Origin of the sequence: Algoriphagus faecimaris, assembly GCF_900101705.1 — a bacterium.
Lineage (GTDB): Bacteria > Bacteroidota > Bacteroidia > Cytophagales > Cyclobacteriaceae > Algoriphagus > Algoriphagus faecimaris.
In genome coordinates, this window is sequence record NZ_FNAC01000047.1 from 14960 (window position 1) to 30869 (window position 15910).

At 40.6% G+C, this 15910-nt stretch carries 15 protein-coding genes; 10 read left to right on the top strand and 5 right to left on the bottom strand.

Features of this window, described 5'->3' with window-relative positions; translation table 11 throughout:
- The first annotated feature begins 3 nt into the window (after positions 1-3).
- Together BLQ57_RS18230 and BLQ57_RS18235 are read left to right on the top strand one after the other, a co-directional pair.
- On the top strand, positions 4-1335 hold the full coding sequence (locus BLQ57_RS18230) for an acyclic terpene utilization AtuA family protein (RefSeq protein WP_087941052.1): 1332 nt from the start codon (positions 4-6) through the stop codon (positions 1333-1335).
- A gap of 4 nt (positions 1336-1339) precedes the next feature.
- Positions 1340-1642 (top strand): AtuA-related protein, encoded by a 303-nt coding sequence (locus BLQ57_RS18235; RefSeq protein ID WP_087941051.1) that lies wholly within the window; start codon positions 1340-1342, stop codon positions 1640-1642.
- A 430-nt stretch (positions 1643-2072) separates the two neighbouring features.
- Here the strand turns inward: BLQ57_RS18235 and BLQ57_RS21255 are convergent, their stop codons facing one another.
- Both BLQ57_RS21255 and BLQ57_RS21510 read right to left on the bottom strand, forming a co-directional pair.
- A complete protein-coding gene (locus tag BLQ57_RS21255) occupies positions 2073-2216 on the bottom strand; it encodes a hypothetical protein (RefSeq protein WP_169712800.1) in 144 nt (47 codons plus the stop codon).
- 64 nt (positions 2217-2280) lie between these two features.
- A complete protein-coding gene (locus tag BLQ57_RS21510; RefSeq protein ID WP_240507867.1) occupies positions 2281-2850 on the bottom strand; it encodes a hypothetical protein in 570 nt (189 codons plus the stop codon).
- An 89-nt stretch (positions 2851-2939) separates the two neighbouring features.
- Here BLQ57_RS21510 and BLQ57_RS18250 point away from each other — a divergent pair, with 89 nt between their 5' ends.
- Together BLQ57_RS18250 and BLQ57_RS18255 are read left to right on the top strand one after the other, a co-directional pair.
- Complete coding sequence (locus BLQ57_RS18250; RefSeq protein ID WP_087941050.1) at positions 2940-3149, top strand: helix-turn-helix domain-containing protein; 210 nt, start codon at positions 2940-2942, stop codon at positions 3147-3149.
- Positions 3150-3156: 7 nt separating this feature from the next.
- Entirely contained in the window at positions 3157-5118 is a 1962-nt protein-coding gene (locus tag BLQ57_RS18255) for a DUF2075 domain-containing protein (protein WP_087941066.1), read from the top strand.
- Positions 5119-5205: 87 nt separating this feature from the next.
- On the opposite strand, the gene smc is transcribed toward BLQ57_RS18255, so the two are convergent.
- Entirely contained in the window at positions 5206-8745 is a 3540-nt protein-coding gene (smc, locus tag BLQ57_RS18260) for a chromosome segregation protein SMC (RefSeq protein ID WP_087941049.1), read from the bottom strand.
- A 342-nt stretch (positions 8746-9087) separates the two neighbouring features.
- Here smc and BLQ57_RS18265 point away from each other — a divergent pair, with 342 nt between their 5' ends.
- The 6 genes from BLQ57_RS18265 (at position 9088) to BLQ57_RS18290 (ending at position 13688) form a co-directional block, all read left to right on the top strand.
- Positions 9088-9642, top strand: a complete 555-nt coding sequence (locus tag BLQ57_RS18265; RefSeq protein WP_087941048.1) for an REP-associated tyrosine transposase — start codon at positions 9088-9090, stop codon at positions 9640-9642.
- Positions 9643-10292: 650 nt separating this feature from the next.
- Positions 10293-10565, top strand: a complete 273-nt coding sequence (locus BLQ57_RS18270; RefSeq protein ID WP_087941047.1) for a hypothetical protein — start codon at positions 10293-10295, stop codon at positions 10563-10565.
- A 539-nt stretch (positions 10566-11104) separates the two neighbouring features.
- A complete protein-coding gene (locus tag BLQ57_RS18275) occupies positions 11105-11632 on the top strand; it encodes a hypothetical protein (RefSeq protein WP_087941046.1) in 528 nt (175 codons plus the stop codon).
- A 162-nt stretch (positions 11633-11794) separates the two neighbouring features.
- Positions 11795-12283, top strand: coding sequence for a Rieske (2Fe-2S) protein (locus BLQ57_RS18280; RefSeq protein WP_087941045.1), 489 nt, complete (start codon positions 11795-11797; stop codon positions 12281-12283).
- Positions 12280-12825, top strand: coding sequence for a YceI family protein (locus BLQ57_RS18285; protein WP_087941044.1), 546 nt, complete (start codon positions 12280-12282; stop codon positions 12823-12825). The genes BLQ57_RS18280 and BLQ57_RS18285 overlap by 4 nt, the downstream gene beginning before the upstream one ends.
- Positions 12822-13688 carry a DUF5777 family beta-barrel protein gene (locus BLQ57_RS18290; RefSeq protein ID WP_087941043.1) on the top strand — a complete coding sequence of 289 codons (867 nt, stop codon included), beginning with the start codon at positions 12822-12824 and terminating at the stop codon, positions 13686-13688. The genes BLQ57_RS18285 and BLQ57_RS18290 overlap by 4 nt, the downstream gene beginning before the upstream one ends.
- 14 nt (positions 13689-13702) lie before the next feature.
- Here BLQ57_RS18290 and BLQ57_RS18295 read toward each other — a convergent pair whose 3' ends face one another.
- Both BLQ57_RS18295 and BLQ57_RS18300 read right to left on the bottom strand, forming a co-directional pair.
- On the bottom strand, positions 13703-15301 hold the full coding sequence (locus BLQ57_RS18295; protein WP_087941042.1) for a hypothetical protein: 1599 nt from the start codon (positions 15299-15301) through the stop codon (positions 13703-13705).
- 328 nt (positions 15302-15629) lie between these two features.
- A partial coding sequence (locus BLQ57_RS18300) for a transposase (protein ID WP_139162797.1) occupies positions 15630-15910 on the bottom strand: 281 nt, incomplete at its 5' end.

Consider the following 15910-nt stretch of genomic DNA (forward strand, 5'->3'; position numbering starts at 1 on the left):
ATCATGAAGACAATCAGAATCGGAAGCGGCGCAGGATATGGTGGGGATCGATTGGAACCCGCTTTGACACTTTTGGAAAAGGGGAACCTGGATTACCTCTGTTTCGAATGCTTGGCTGAACGAACCATTGCACTGGCGCAAAAGGAAAAAATAGCAAACCCTGAGAAAGGCTACAATCATCTGCTCGAATACCGAATGAATGAAGTCTTGCCCCTAACAAAGCAAACCCAAACCAAAATCATCACCAACATGGGGGCGGCGAACCCATTGGCCGCAATGCGAAAGACCGCCGAAATTGCTCAAAACCAAGGAATCAAAGGCTTGAAAATCGCCGCCGTTTACGGAGATGATGTCTTGGACCAACTCACAGACCTCAAGGAACTCAGGATTCTGGAAACGGGTATGCCTTTACATACTCTGGGAGATACTATCATTTCCGCCAATGCCTACCTTGGAGTAGATGGAATTTTGCAAGCTTTAAAATCAGGAGCAGATATTATCCTAACGGGGCGAGTGTCTGACCCTGCTTTATTTTTGGCACCCATGATTTATGAATTTGGTTGGGAAATGAATGATTACGGGAAATTGGGAAAGGGAACGCTCATCGGGCATTTACTGGAGTGTGCTGGGCAACTTTCAGGAGGGTATTTTGCGGATTTGGAGCAGAAGTATGTACCCGAACTCTGGGATTTAGGTTTTCCATTTGCCGAAGTGGATGAAAAAGGAAATGGCTATGTTTCAAAGATTGAGGGAACGGGAGGAAAGATTACTTCAGCCACTTGCACCGAACAGTTACTCTATGAAATCCACGACCCTGCCAATTACCTGACGCCCGATTGTGTGGCTGATTTTTCTCAGGTGGAATTCAAAACTTTGGCAGAAAATAAAATTCAGTTCCAAAACGGAAAAGGTAAAAAACCAACAAACTTTTACAAAGTCAGTGTGGGCTATCGCAATGGCTTTTCCGGAGAAGGACAAATCAGCTATGGGGGTTACGACTGTGTCAATCGGGCCAAATGGGCTGGAGAAATCGTCAGAAAACGCTTAGAAAAATGGGATTTCGAAGAAATCAAAACCGAACTCATCGGCTATGACTCCATCACGCCTTTCGATGGAAATCCGGAAGCTATTCCTGAGGTTCGTCTGCGCGTTATTGCCAAAGCAGCATCCCTTGAAATGGTACGAAAAGTAGGGCAGGAGGTAGAAACGCTCTATACCAATGGTCCCGCCGCTGGAGGGGGTGTCAGTCAATCCGCAGAGGAAATTATTTCTGTGTTGTCAGTTCTCTTGCCAAAGAAACTAGCTCAAGCTCAAATTGAATACATGAACTCATAAGCCTATGTTACTTCGAGAAATCGCACATGCCCGGACAGGGGACAAAGGAAATATCAGTAATATTTCGTTAATCGTATTTGATCAGGCACAATATGAACTGATCAGAAAAAGTATTACGGCCGATCGGGTAAAAGAATGGTTAGGCAAAATCGTAAAAGGAGAGGTTCACCGTTATGAACTTCCTCAATTGGGAGCCTTCAATTTTGTGCTTTATGATGCCTTAGACGGAGGCGTTACCAGTTCCTTGCAACTCGACAAGCACCGAAAGACTCTAAGCTCTTATTTATTAGAAATGCCGATAGGATAACATTGTTAGCCTACTTAGTCTAGCGCAAGTCTTCAGACTTGTGCTCATTATACTTGTACTCTTGATTTACAAATTATTCCCGCAATAGTCAAACCCTCCGAGGGTTTACCTTACTTGGAACCGTAATATTTAATCAATCAAAATTGTAACAAGGACCTAATCCCTCGGAGGGTTATATATTCTCAGTTTAGCGCAAGTCTTCAGATTTATCTGCCATAGGGAGACTTGAACTCTTGATTTATCAATTTCTCCTGCAGATTCCCGCAGAAAAAGACGCAAATACTCGCAGATTTAGGATCAAAGCAAAGAAAGATCAGCGTCAATCTCCCGCCGACGTGAGTAGCCAGTCCGCCTCAGGAGGATCATCGCTCATGGCTTAGTCTAGCGCAAATCAGCGAAGCATATCAGCGTGAAATCATTTAGACCAAACCTAAACTTCATACCCTTTTTTGATCTCATTTAAAAACTTGGAAATCTCCCGCTTATCCGTCGCATCTTCATCCGTCCACTCAAAGTCTTCAAACTCATGCCACCTTTGCCGCCTTGAGTAGCCAGTCCGCCTCAGGAGGATCATCACTCACGGCTTAGTCTAGCGCAAATCAGCGAAGCATATCAGCGTGAAATCATTCAGAAAAAATTTAAACCTCATAGCCTTTTTCAATCTCATTTAAAAACCTGGAAATCTCCCGCTCATCCGTCGCATCTTCATCCGTCCACTCAAAATTTTCAAACTCATGCCACTCATGATCAATTTCAGGATCATAGGCATGCTTTTGAAGCTTGGGTAATCCCCAATCCTGAGGTACAAAATATTCACTGTATATCAATTTCTCCTTTAACTCTTCATTGGCTTTTCGAGGAGTAATGCATCTAGGATTTGCGAAAATCACCCAACCAAACTGTTTGTAATTCGCCCCGTCCCGATACCGATAGTTGAGTTTTAGATTCAAAGGTCGCTTACCTTCTTTCAACGGCAGCTGCTCTAAAAACTTATCCAAATCCTCTTCCGAATCAAAAGAATAAAGCGGTTCTTTCCCTAATTCAAAAAAATGGATTAATTCCACCAAATTTTCAAAAACCCGATAATGTGTCCCTTCATGATTGTACACATACACCTGTTTGCTTTCTTCAAATCGAACCAAGTTCAAAATATCTAAGGTTCTGGAGGTAGAAAGGTATTCGGTGGTGATGGTGATGAGTTGGTTCATGGTTATTTACTTTTTCCAAAAATACTTAAAATCTCATTTTGTAGACTATAGTCCGTGGTACGATAAGCCACATTTTTTCAGATTGCATTATGGACGTTAAAGCTGAATACGGCAAAAAAGTCAGAGAAATCCGGAAGGGTCGAGGTGTATCGCAAGAAAGTTTAGCTGATTTGGCGGGGTTGGATCGTACCTACATCTCTGATATTGAGAATGGGAAAAGGAATGTTTCTATAGAAACCATATTTAAAATAGCTAAAGCACTGGATACAAGATTAATTGACTTTTTGAATATTGATTGATTTTTTTATGCAAAGAAGCTATTATTCCAATTCTATTCCTGAATTTTTAAATGATAACCACGATAGGATTCTTGGTCAGTTAACCAGAAATCACGATTTCTCAGCTGATAAATTACAGCGAAATGCTTGGATCAAACAGATTGAAATTCTTAAAGTGGAACTGGCTTCAATTAATAAAGGACAAATTTATTTTGAGTTTTCTATCCCTAGAATGGGAAAGCGTGTAGACAATATTTTAATAATTCAAGATTTTATCTTTGTATTGGAATTTAAAGTTGGTGATACGGAATATCAAAAGCATGCAATTGATCAGACTGTAGACTATTGTTTAGATTTAAAAAATTTCCATGAAGGAAGCCACCATGAAAAACTGGTGCCAATATTAATCTCTACAAAAGCATTTAATTTTACGAACAGTTTTGAAGTCATTGACAATTTGTTTGAACCTCTTAAGGCAAATCAAAGCAATATTGGAAGTATCATAGCCCAGACACTTTTATTGAGCAATGGAATTGAAATCAATCCCATTCTTTGGGAGAATTCAATTTATAAACCTACTCCAACTATTATTGAAGCATCGCAGGCTCTATACAGAGGTCATTCAGTTTCTGAAATTTCTAGACATGATGCAGGAGCTATAAATCTATCTAAAACTACTGAGTGCATCAATAGAATTATTGAGCAGTCTAAGGCTGATGGTACAAAATCGATATGCTTTTTAACTGGAGTGCCGGGTGCAGGTAAAACCTTAGCTGGACTTAATATCGCTAATGAAAGAAGAAAAGCTCATGAAGATGAAAATGCGGTGTTTCTTTCAGGAAATGGGCCTTTAGTATATGTCTTAAGGGAGGCTTTGGTACGAGATGAAGTACAGAAAGCAAAGGAAAAAGGAAAAAAACTTACCAAAAAGCAGTCAGCAATTAAAGCAAATGCCTTTATTCAAAACATCCACCATTTTCGGGATGACAACCTCATCTCTAATCAAGCTCCAAATGAAAAGGTGGTTATTTTTGACGAAGCTCAAAGGGCATGGACTAAAAAGAAAGCCTCATCTTTTATGAAAGGAAAAGGGATGGAATTTGAAATGTCCGAACCTGAGTTTTTGATTGATGTGATGAATAGGCATACAAATCATTGCACAATAATTTGCTTAATTGGTGGTGGGCAGGAGATCAATACCGGGGAAGCTGGTCTTTCTGAATGGGTAAATGCCTTGAAAAATTATTACCAAAATTGGGATATCTATTATTCCAATTTAATAACTGGCGACAATGATTATTTATCTGATGAAGATTTAAAGAATTGGCTAAAAACTAATGGTGTTTCAGAAAAGCATCTTCATCTTTCAGTCTCTGTGCGTTCATTTCGATCAGAAAGAATATCAAGTTTTGTCCAGGAGGTTATTAGTGGGAATTCATTTGAAGCAAAATCTATATTAACAGATATCAATTCTGATTTTCCTATTTGTATAACCAGAGATTTTAGTGTTGCCAAAAAATGGCTAAGGAAAAAAGCTAAAGGAACCGAAAGAATTGGTTTAGTTGGAAGTTCTGGCGGTAGGCGATTACGAGCCGTAGGGATTGATGTGAAAAATGAAATAACTGCGGAAAACTGGTTTTTAAATAATTCCTCTGACGTTCGTTCTTCTTATTACCTAGAAACTGTCGCAACAGAATTTGATATTCAAGGTTTGGAAATAGACTACTTGTGTTTAGCTTGGGATATAAACTTTTATTTCAACAATGAAAAATGGAATTATCAATCTTTTGAAGGTACAAAATGGAAAACTATTAAAAGCGAAGTCGAGAAATCATATCTAAGAAATGCTTACAGGGTATTGATGACAAGAGCAAGACAAGGTATAGTTATTTTTATTCCTTATGGAAATATTTCTGATCAGACTAGGCCACAAAAATTATATGATAGTACTTTTGAATTTTTAAAGTCTTGTGGAATGAAAGAAATTTAATTAAAATAAGCCAACCCCTTTAAATAGGCTAAAGCACAATTCCTAATCAAATCTTGATTCTAGCCTCTTGTATCAAAAAGACTCCTTCTACGCCAACTCCCTCAAATCCACTGGTACCACTCTACTTACTCCCGCCTCAATCATGGTAATCCCATAAATGATATCGGTACTCGCCATGGTGCGCTTATTATGCGTCACGATGATAAACTGACTCTCTTGGCTAAACTTCTGAATAATCTGATTGAACTTGTCAATATTGGCATCATCCAATGGTGCATCCACCTCGTCGAAGATACAGAAAGGTGCCGGCTTTAGCAGGTAGATAGAAAAGAGTAGGGATGTGGCCGTTAGGGTTTTTTCCCCACCCGAAAGTTGGTTGATGGTCAGGGGACGCTTACCCTTGGGCTTGGCCATAATCTCAATGCTTGACTCCAGCGGATTATCCGGATCGGTGAGCTTCACATCGCAGTCGTCCTGCTCGGTAAAGAGGCTGCGGAAGACCTTGACAAAGTTCTCCTTGATCTTCTCAAAAGCCTCCAAGAAGGTTTCCTTGGCCACCTGATCAATCTCATGAATAGTGCTCAACAATGATTCCTTGGCTTTGACCAAGTCTTCTTTTTGGCCCTGTATGAAACTGTGGCGCTCCTTGATCTCATCGTAGGCTTCCATTGCCATCGGGTTGATCGGACCCATTTTTTCCAGCTTCTCCTTATGCTTTTGAACGAGACTGCGCAAATCCTCCTCCTTGAACTCGGCAAATTCGGCATCGAGTTCGGGGTTTTCTTCCATCAGTTGATCCAGGTCCAACTCAAACTCCACACTCAAACGCTCCTTCATCGAAGTCATCTTGAGTTTGATCTCATTGATATGGTTTTGGAGCTCCTGCAAAATCTGATCATGGCTTTCCTTGCCTTTCTGTAGGCTCCGAATCTTTTGATCGGTCTCGTCAATTAGCCCGCGACTTCCGTAGTAATCCTTTTCGGCTTCGTTGACTCCTTGTTCGATTCCCTCTTTTTCGGAATACAACTCCATAAGTTCATCGTCCTTGACCTCATTGTTTTCCAGCAAGCTCTTGATCTCGGTATCCAATTGTCCCAATTCGGCTTGAGACTTTTCGATCCGCTCTTTGGAGGATTCGTAGGCATTTTGCTTGAATTCGATCTCCTGATCCAGGCTATTTACACGGTTGAGCTGTTGATGGTATAAAATGTTCTCCTGATTGAAAGCCTGAGATTTTTCGGAAAGCAATTGGGATTCCTTTTCCACCTCCTCCGTGAGAATTTCCAGATCTTGCCCCAAGGACTCAAACTCACCACGCTCTTCCAGTAGTGTGGGTTGAATCTCGGTCAAACTCTCCTCGAGTTCGGCAATCCGATCCAAAATATCCTCCCGCTTATTGGCATTGGAGGAGAGGAGTTCGGCGAGTTGTTCCTTTTTGGTGCGAACCGAAACGTAAGATTGATTGAGTTCGCTGATCACAGCTTGCTTTTCTTCGATCTGTTTTTTGTAGGAAATCTCCTTGAGTTTCATCAAATCAGAAAGCTTCTGATCCAGATTGGAGCGGGTAGCAGAGACTTTTTTGTTCAGTTCTTTGATTTCTTTGTCTAGCTTCTCCAAATTCTTGGCCCGGCCTATACGCTTTCCTTCAAAAAGGCCCACCGATCCTCCGGAGAGGGAAAATTTACGTTTGGTGTATTTGCCACTTTCAGAGATAAAGACGGATTCATTGTCCACCGGAAAATCCTTGTAATCTCCCTGCACGATGTAAACATTGTCCAGGATAAAATTGATCAAGCGACTGTATTTGACATCAAATTCGATGATCTCTGTCGCCGCGATGGCATTGGAAAAGAGTTTGCTTTGGCTGGATTTGAAGCGCTCAAAATGCTCCAACACAAAGAAATTTGCCTTGCCCCGTGAGGAATCCGAAAGCAAATGGATGGCTGCAATGGCTTGGGCTTCGGTTTCGACCACATAGTAATTCATGTAGCCTTCGAGGTAGTTTTCGATGGTTACCCGATATTTTTCGTCTGTGGTAAGTAAGTCGGAGAGGAGGGGAATGTCCTTTCCCCAAGAGGAGTTTTTCTTCAAAAACTTGATCGCCTCCGGGAATCCTTCCAAGTTCTCTACCAGTGATTTGGTGAGGTTGTATTCGTTTTGTTTGGAGTCTAGCTTTCGAGACGAGGTGGTCAATTCCTCCCGAATCATTTCGATCACCCGATTGGATTCTTCGATTTTTTGATCCAAATCCTCCTGCTTGGCCTTGAGTTTCTCGTATGCTGCGGTCTCTGTATCCAACTGATCTTTGAAGTCAACGATTTTCGCCTCAAAATCCACCAAGGAAGCTTCCTGATGGGAATCATCAGAGGAAGTTCGCTCCAATTCTTGCTTTAAGGTAGAAAGCTGAATTTGCTTGATTTCCAGGTCTTTATTGAGTTGATAAACGCGCTCCTTGAGTTGCTCATATCGAGCTTGGAAACTCTTCTGCCGCTGTTGCTTATCGGATTGGATCAACTTTTGGGAATCAAAAGCCTCTCGGAGTTCGGAGACGATGAGTTCCTTTTCGGCCAGCATTTTCTCGTTAGATTCCTTTTCCTGCTGTAGGGAACGAATGGAAAATCCTGCCCGATCATTGGATTTACGATCGGCATCGATTTGCTCGCGGAGTTTCTGGGAGCGGTCTTCAAGAAATCTCAATCGCTCGTTTTTGATCTTTTTTTCCGACTCAAAAGAGCGAATCTTATTGACATGCTCGTTGAGGGTTTTCTGACGCGAGGCGAGGAGTTTTTCCTTGGAAATCAAATCTGTTTTGAGCTGCGAAAGCAAAGCTTCCTGATCGGCGATACGGGACTGGAGTTCCAGTTTTCGGTCGGATTCCTCTTGGATTTTCCGGTTCGAATCGATCAGTGATTTGGAATATTTTTCTATGCTTTTTTTAGCCAGATTGATGGAAGCTGCCTTGTATTCCTTCTTGATTTCAAAGTACTTGGCGGCCTGTTTGGCTTGCTTTTCCAGGGATTTGAGGTTTTTCTCGATCTCATAGAGCAAATCCTCAACCCGGTCGAGATCTGCATCCGTATCCTCCAGTTTTCGGAGAGTTTCTTTTTTACGGGTTTTGAATTTGGAAATCCCAGCTGCTTCTTCGAAAAGCTCCCGGCGGGAGTTGTTTTTATCATTGAGGAGCTCGTCGATCATCTTCAGCTCAATAATGGCGTAGGAATTGGAGTTGATCCCCGTATCCATAAAGAGGTTGGTGATGTCCTTGAGACGGCAGGTGACGCCATTGATTTGGTATTCACTTTCGCCGGATCGGTAGTAGCGGCGGGTGATGGTGACGTGAGTATATTCAGTAGGGAGGAGGTTTTTGGTGTTTTCGAAAGTGAGGGAAACTTCGGCTAGGTTGGATGCTTTCCGGTTTTTGGTCCCGTTGAAGATGACATTTTCCATCTTATCGGAGCGCAGCATACGGGTTTTTTGCTCCCCGAGCACCCATCGGATGGCATCGACTACATTGGATTTTCCACAGCCATTGGGACCCACCACTCCGGTAATTCCCTTGTCAAAATTGATGACCATTCGGTCCCCAAAACTCTTAAAGCCTTTGATCTCCAGTTTACTAAGTAACATGTAATTTTTTCCTCCTTGTAAAAGCAAACAAAATAGTAGGAAAAATTGAAAGATTGAAGGAAAGGATGTTTCTAAATTGGATTTAGCGTAAGTCTTCAGGTTTATCTGCCATAGGCAGACTTGTGCTTTATCAAATAGGGATAATACGGTCCAAGTCTGAAGACTTGAACCATTCGCGTTTGAAGACTTGAACTATTCGCACAATAACAATTGGTTTAGCGCAAGTCTTCAGACTTGTGCTTTTGTTATTCAGACTTGCGGTACTTTTACTTTTAAGAACTTGAATCAATTACATTAAATATGTATTTTAGTTTATGGCTTAAACCTCAATACTTTTTAGTCATGAGTAGGAAGTACAAAATCAGAGATCAGGATAAACTATATTTTGTAACCTTCACCATTGTAGAATGGATTGATCTATTTACAAGAAAAGATTATCGCGATATTTTTATTGAAAGCCTGAAGTTTTGTCAAAAAAATAAGGGCCTAGACTTGTGCGCGTATTGCATTATGTCCAGTCATATTCATTTGATTATCGGAAGAAACGGGGAAGAAAAAATAGAAGATGTGATCAGGGATATCAAAAAATTTACCTCGATCAAGTTCCTTGAAGAAATTCGAAAATCTCCATTGGAAAGCAGAAAATCATTTTTGTTAGAACATTTTGGAAAAGCAGGCCGAAAAAATTCGAATAACGTAGCTTTTCAAATTTGGCAACAACATAATCATCCCATTGAACTGAATACAACAGGAAAAATTCAGCGCTGTCTTAATTACATTCACCAAAATCCAGTGGTCGCTGGAATTGTCTGCTTACCAGAAGAATACCTCTACAGTAGTGCGAAAAATTATGCTGGTCTAACGGAAAAATTGATTGAGGTAATTTTGATTGATTAATGTAAAAAGGTCCAAGTCTGATGACTTGAACCATTCACGTTTGAAGACTTGAACCATTCGCGAGTTAAACGACAATTCTGCTCTAATTCCAGCGAGGTGTTTTGATTTGATTATACGATTAAAAAAGTTTTATCTAAAATAGACCGTCCCTCTAGGACTTAATCATGCTTTCCGCTGTCGTAAGCAGTCAGTCATTCAGGCTTTTTTAACACCAAAGATTGGTTTAAGGACCTGCCTTTCAGCATTTACGGTTTTTTGGAGCATTGGCAAACCGTTAAAAAAATGAGCTAGTCCCGAACTTGTTTCGGGAATCCGCTCATTTTTAGGTTTGAAAATGCAACAAAAAATCAAATCGCAAACGGGTCATTATCTATAGAAAAAAATTAAAGCGATTTGAAGTAAAGGCTGAGGCAGAAGCCTTTTTGGTTACTTTTTGGGCTCAAAAAGAGACAAATCGTAACCGCTAAAAATCTACTCTGACGGCTTAAATTTTACATTAAGTATTCCCAATCCATTTTTGCTGTCCTCTTCGGTATTGGTATGCTTAAATGGTCCGTCCCTATGGGACTCCTCAATAAGTTTGTACTCATCTTTTTCTAGGGATTAAAATCCCCAGTTAATAAATAATTCGTCCCTCTGGGACTTAGTCTATGGCAAAGTTTTTAGATTTATTTGCCGTAAGCAGTGTTCTCTTGATTAAACAATTTCTCCCTCAGATCCCCACAGAAAAAGACGCATATGCTTGCGGATTAACAATCAATGGCAGTAAAAATCTGGGAAAATCAGTGAAACAAATCCGCGTCTATCTGCGGACCTTCATTATTCCCGTAGATCACTGTAAAAAATACGTACATGCTCGTAGATTAATAATCGATGGAATGAACAATCAGCGAAAATCAGCGGGAAACCTTAACTTGGATTAGCAGTCTTCAGGTTTAACTGCCTTAGGCAGGCTGCGAAAGGGGCCAAGTTTGTAGACTCATAAGATTGAGATATTGTCAAGTTCCAAGCCTGAAGACTCTTGGTTTGGAAGATAGTACCTTGAACCATTTGCGCCTTTGCTTCCTGACTCAACCCAAAAAATGAAAAGTTGAGTTTCATCATTTAATAAAGGTAATCCGAGTTTGAAGATTTGTTCCAATTTTTCAGACGCGGAAAAACTATGTTCGCTATCTGTCTATGTGGTTCTGATTAAAGGCTTGAATAAAATGTTTTTGTCAATGGAATTTTTTGGCCTGTATCCTTTACACTTGCCTCCGTGATTGTCATCACGGTGATTAAAATTTAGGGGTGGTCCAAGTCTGAAGACTTGAACCATTCACGTTTGAAGACTTGAACCATTCGCGAAATAACAATTGGTTTAGCGCAAGTCTTTAGATTTATCTGCTGTAGGCAGACTTGCACTTGTATTCAGTCTATTTCTTAAACTTGCCCCAATCAAGTTTTTACCTTACTTTCAGGCATGGATTTGGGAAATATCGTTTATATCGTAGCAGTATTGGCTTATTTCATTTATCAAGCCACGCGTAAAAAGAAACTGCCTGAGGAAGATTTAGATATGCCCGAAGGTGGTCAAAAGCCCCCAAAGCAAGAAGTGAGCTTTGAAGACTTACTCCGAGAAATTCGCGGAGAACAAGAACAACAGCCTAAACCAAAGCCTAAATCCGCTCCTAAAGCTGAACCAAAGCCGGTATTTCAATCCCGATACGAGGAGCAAATGGCGGAAAAGGAAAGCAAGCCCACCACCCGATATAAGACCCTGGAAGAAATGGATAATGAAATCCAATACTACGAGGGAGCATTCCAAAATATCGATCCTACAACTCAAAGTTCTTCTAAGGGAATTCCGGATATTCAAACTGTGGTGGCAGAACCAGAAGCTAAGCGATCATCCAAACGGAATAGTAAATATGCAGCCTTGCTTAAGGATCCTACTTCAGTTAAGGAGGCATTGGTACTGAAGGAAATTTTGACCCGAAAGCATTTTTAGGATTTTTTTCTGTTGAGCTGAAATTTATTTAATCGCTCCCTCATTCAATGCTAATAGAGCGAATTTTAAGTCGGTAGCTTAATAAGTTTTAGATCTTTCTTTCAAACAAACACAATCCACAAGCGCTTTATTTATCGTTAATACCACAAATGATATAAAGCGATGAAAAAAACAGCAATTAAATCAGGTGCTCTGGATAATTCCAGAAGGCAGTTTATCGAAAAGTCAGGTACTGCATTAGCAATGTCCCTTTTTGGTTTATCTTTTTTTACAGCTTGTTCTGAGGAAGATGATCCCATGCCAGGCGGTATGCCTCCTGTTTCAGGATCAAATGGGATTAATGTCTCAGAAGGAATTATTGAAATCAATCTTCAGCAACAAGCAGACCTCCGGAATAGTGGCTCTTGGATTTTGATTGTTGCAGCTCAAACACTCGTAGTCAATGTTAACGGTTCCTATAAGGCGCTGACATCGGTTTGTACCCATTCGGCTTGCGATCGAAGTTGGACTTTTGGTTCCAACCGCTTTACCTGCACCTGTCATGGTTCCCAATTCAATACGGACGGTGAAGTAATTACAGGTCCTGCAAATCGCCCTTTGACCTCTTTTTCTACCCGATTGGACGGAGAAACGCTAATAATTGAAAAATGAGGTATTGTTTAGCAATCCTATTGTTTCTGAGCTTCCATTCAATTTTTGGACAGGCTTATCAAACGGAGACAGGTAAGGCCATATTCTTATCCAAAGCGCCTTTAAATGAATTCACTGGAGAATCTGAAGTACTTCAGGGACTGATTGACCTGGAGAAAAATTTAGTAGATTTTTACCTAGACCTCAATACACTCAATACAGGAATAGGCCTGAGAGATCGACATATGAGGGATAATTACCTGGAAACCGAAAAGTATCCCTTTGCAGAATTTACTGGAAAAATGATCAATGTACCTGACTTGCAGAATGGACAGTCCAAAGCAGTAAGTGTAAATGGGAAATTTAAAATCCATGGGGTAGAGCGTGATGTTAGAATTGAAGGGGAACTCCAACAAATGAAAAATGGGGATCTACTGTTGAAGGCAGGTTTTGATGTGCTGCTCGGTGATTATGATATTCCCATCCCCAAATTGGTTTTTTATGAATTGGCTGACAAGCAAGAAGTAAGTATCGAGGCTGTCCTAAAACCCAAAAAGAAATGAAAAATATCCTGCTCGCTTTATTATTTACTTGTTCCCTACCCGCATTTGGGCAGTTGGAGCGAAAGTTAGCCAATGAAAATCAGCCTGTGGATTTGATCTTTCATGCCCCGAGGCATATTAATTTACTGACTGTAGAGCCCCTTGATCCCAAAAGCATGCACTTTGCTATTATGCATACTTTCGGACCTGTAAATGGGGGAGTTCAAAATCTCTTCGGGCTGGACAACGGTGCCAATATTCAATTCAGTTTTGAATTTGCACTTTCTGAAAAATTGTCATTAGCCATTTCAAGGAGCAGCACGGACAAGGTCTACAATGTATTTGGTCGCTATCACCTTCTTCAGCAAACTCAAAGTGGGTCTATGCCCTTCAGTCTAAGTCTTGCAGGAGGTGCGGGAGTAAATACCAGTCCATATGATTTTCTGCCTGAGGGAAGCCCTAATTTCTCAGAACGAAGCAGCTACTTTGGACAGGTGATGCTCGGAAGAAAGTTCTCACCAAAATTTTCTGCTCAAATTAGCCCAATGATGGCCTATTTTGTGGATCCACGAGAAATCTATCAGATCCAGGGTGACCAAAATTTATATTTGGCTGTCGGACTAAGCGGTAAGATAAAAGTAACCGATCGTGCTTCCTTGACTTTACAGTATATCCCCAATTTGAATTCAGATTTGCGTAGTAATTATGGAATTGGCTGGGATGTAGAAGCTGGCGGGCACGTTTTCCAAATGTACTTTGTGACCTCCCAAGGCTTAAATGAACAGTATCTCTTGGCAGGCGGAAATGGGGTTCCGGGTGAGGAATTTAGACTAGGATTCAATGTCAACCGGATCTTTGCCATGGGGCAAAAAAGAAGAAAATAAAAAAAACCATTGGTCTAGTGCGGGACCTTAGAATAAGTACTGATCTCCACTAGACCTTCTTTTTTGCTATCAGTGAATTGATACTCGGTTTCCAGCCATTTTTCCAGCGCCCTTACGTCTTCAGCTTCCTTGGGATAGGCGTGTAGGTAATAGTTGTAGATCATCACTTTGAGTTGCTGTGGTGGATAACCTCGTAGGGAATCTATCTTTTCAATGGACACCCAATTTTGAGTTTGATTTTTTTGGGGGAAAAGAATGTCTTTACTGAAATACACAAAATTATTTACTAGTATAATTTCCTCCTTTTCAGCAGTTTGAATAGATTCAGTAAAAGTAGAAATGAATTGGTCATAACCTTTGGTTTGCTTCTGATAATATACTGAAAACAGCCCCGGTAAAACCAGTAAAAGCGCTAGAAGTAAATATTGTAAAGAAATTTTCCGAAGCCAAATCACGGGGATAAAAGCCAATAGAAATCCAGCATTTTTGAAGTCCTGTTGAAAACCTGCGATACCCAATCCAAAAATTAAGGCGGCCGTCAGTACGAGCTTCCAACTATTGGAAGAGTTCCAGAAATTCCAACCCAAGCTGATCAAGTAGGCTAGTGGCGGAATCAAAATAATCAGGTGGCGTGGATTTAGGTAGATGGGATTGTAAAAGTCCAAGGTGGAACTCATAAACCAAAAACCCAGCAGTAGAAGGAGAAAGCCTAAGGCAATTTCAAATCCTTTCCCAGATTTCGATTTCAAACTCCAAACCAATCCCGGCAAGGCAAAAATCAACCAAGGCCAATAGTTTCGCTCCACAAAAGTCAAAAATGGGGTAATCGTCAAACGCTCCAGAATCGCACCAAGTCCTTTGTCCGCGTAGGTAAATTCGGAAATGTAATGTCCAGCATTGATGGAAGAAATTCGATAGAGAGGATCTCCAAAATTTAGCCAGAAATAGCCTAAATAGAGGGCTGACAATGCTAATCCCGTGAGCAATAAACTTCGATAAAAGCCCCAATTACCCATTTTTGACCTTTGGTCAACATAGAAAAGAAGGAAAGGTAGAGGGAATAGAAAAATGATGGTTTCTTTGCTGATAAAGCCGAAAAATAAAGCTAAACTCATCAATACACCGCTTGCAAGTGGTTGATCTTTTCTTATTACAGCTGCAAACAGAGTCAATGAAACACAAACAACCAATAAGCTATCAGGATATACCTTGGTTAAAAAATGGAGGAAGTACACTTGTGTGACAAACCAAATACAGAGTATAAAAGGAGAATTGCCTTTAGGCAGGATTTTTAATAACAATAGTAAGGAAAGGCCATAACTTAGCAAGGAAACCAAGGACATGCTTTGAGGGGAAAATCCAAAGATCAAACCCATCAAGCCCGCAGGAATATATGCTCCCCAGCGACTGGAAAAATGGTGATCATTGACTTGAAAATCCCCAGTCCAAAATTCCTTCCCGGCCAACATGTAATAGACATCATCCGAAAAGGTAATCCCATCGAATCCCAACCACCAATAAAGCCCTAAAAACACTAATCCAAAAAGCCCAAAAGTCAGGGCCTCTCGATTGCCTTTGTTTTCTTCTCCTAAACTGCCTTTTAGGCTTCCCATTTAAGTCTGCTTAATTTTGATTTACGAATTACGATTTACGAGGCTTAGAGTAGATTTTGAGCATTTTTTTCCTCGATTGACTTTTTTAAATTTCTGATTGAAGCCCTGCTAACTGCAAACTGCGACTACCTACTTATTTACGATTGATGATTTACGAGGTGCAGATTAATTTTAGCCTGTTTCCTTTCCATTCAGCCTTTCAGCTTTTTCATTTTAAACTTCTGACTTTTCTCTATTCCCTGTTTCCTGTTTCCTATTTTTCAGCCTTCCATCTTCGGTCTTCGCTTGCCCGTATTCTAAGGTTAAAGCAAGAAGAATTTTAGATTTTTCATGCGGCATATTTTAAGGTGTCTACATAGTTTGAATTTCGGTTGACAACAGCAAAAGCCCTTGCGAGAAGTTTGTTTCTGATGATGTTAAGCGTACTCATTTTACTTTTCCCCTCATTTATCCTCCTGGTGTAATAAGTCTTCATCTCGGTACTGTATTGAATTGCTGTGCCCGCACATAAGGTCAATAGTGTTTTAATTCTCTTATTGGCCAGCTTACTGGTTTTCGTCCTTCCCCTATATGTACCGGACTGGTTGGGGAATGGCGCTGTTCCTGCAT

Coding starts and splice junctions, on each gene's coding strand:
- BLQ57_RS18230 (WP_087941052.1), top strand. CDS start 4: ATGAAGACAATCAGAATCGGAAGCGGCGCAGGATATGGTGGGGATCGA.
- BLQ57_RS18235 (WP_087941051.1), top strand. CDS start 1,340: ATGTTACTTCGAGAAATCGCACATGCCCGGACAGGGGACAAAGGAAAT.
- BLQ57_RS18275 (WP_087941046.1), top strand. CDS start 11,105: ATGGATTTGGGAAATATCGTTTATATCGTAGCAGTATTGGCTTATTTC.
- smc (WP_087941049.1), bottom strand. CDS start 8,745: ATGTTACTTAGTAAACTGGAGATCAAAGGCTTTAAGAGTTTTGGGGAC.
- BLQ57_RS18295 (WP_087941042.1), bottom strand. CDS start 15,301: ATGGGAAGCCTAAAAGGCAGTTTAGGAGAAGAAAACAAAGGCAATCGA.
- BLQ57_RS18270 (WP_087941047.1), top strand. CDS start 10,293: ATGGCAAAGTTTTTAGATTTATTTGCCGTAAGCAGTGTTCTCTTGATT.
- BLQ57_RS18280 (WP_087941045.1), top strand. CDS start 11,795: ATGAAAAAAACAGCAATTAAATCAGGTGCTCTGGATAATTCCAGAAGG.
- BLQ57_RS21510 (WP_240507867.1), bottom strand. CDS start 2,850: ATGAACCAACTCATCACCATCACCACCGAATACCTTTCTACCTCCAGA.
- BLQ57_RS18250 (WP_087941050.1), top strand. CDS start 2,940: ATGGACGTTAAAGCTGAATACGGCAAAAAAGTCAGAGAAATCCGGAAG.
- BLQ57_RS18265 (WP_087941048.1), top strand. CDS start 9,088: ATGAGTAGGAAGTACAAAATCAGAGATCAGGATAAACTATATTTTGTA.
- BLQ57_RS18290 (WP_087941043.1), top strand. CDS start 12,822: ATGAAAAATATCCTGCTCGCTTTATTATTTACTTGTTCCCTACCCGCA.
- BLQ57_RS21255 (WP_169712800.1), bottom strand. CDS start 2,216: ATGATCCTCCTGAGGCGGACTGGCTACTCAAGGCGGCAAAGGTGGCAT.
- BLQ57_RS18285 (WP_087941044.1), top strand. CDS start 12,280: ATGAGGTATTGTTTAGCAATCCTATTGTTTCTGAGCTTCCATTCAATT.
- BLQ57_RS18255 (WP_087941066.1), top strand. CDS start 3,157: ATGCAAAGAAGCTATTATTCCAATTCTATTCCTGAATTTTTAAATGAT.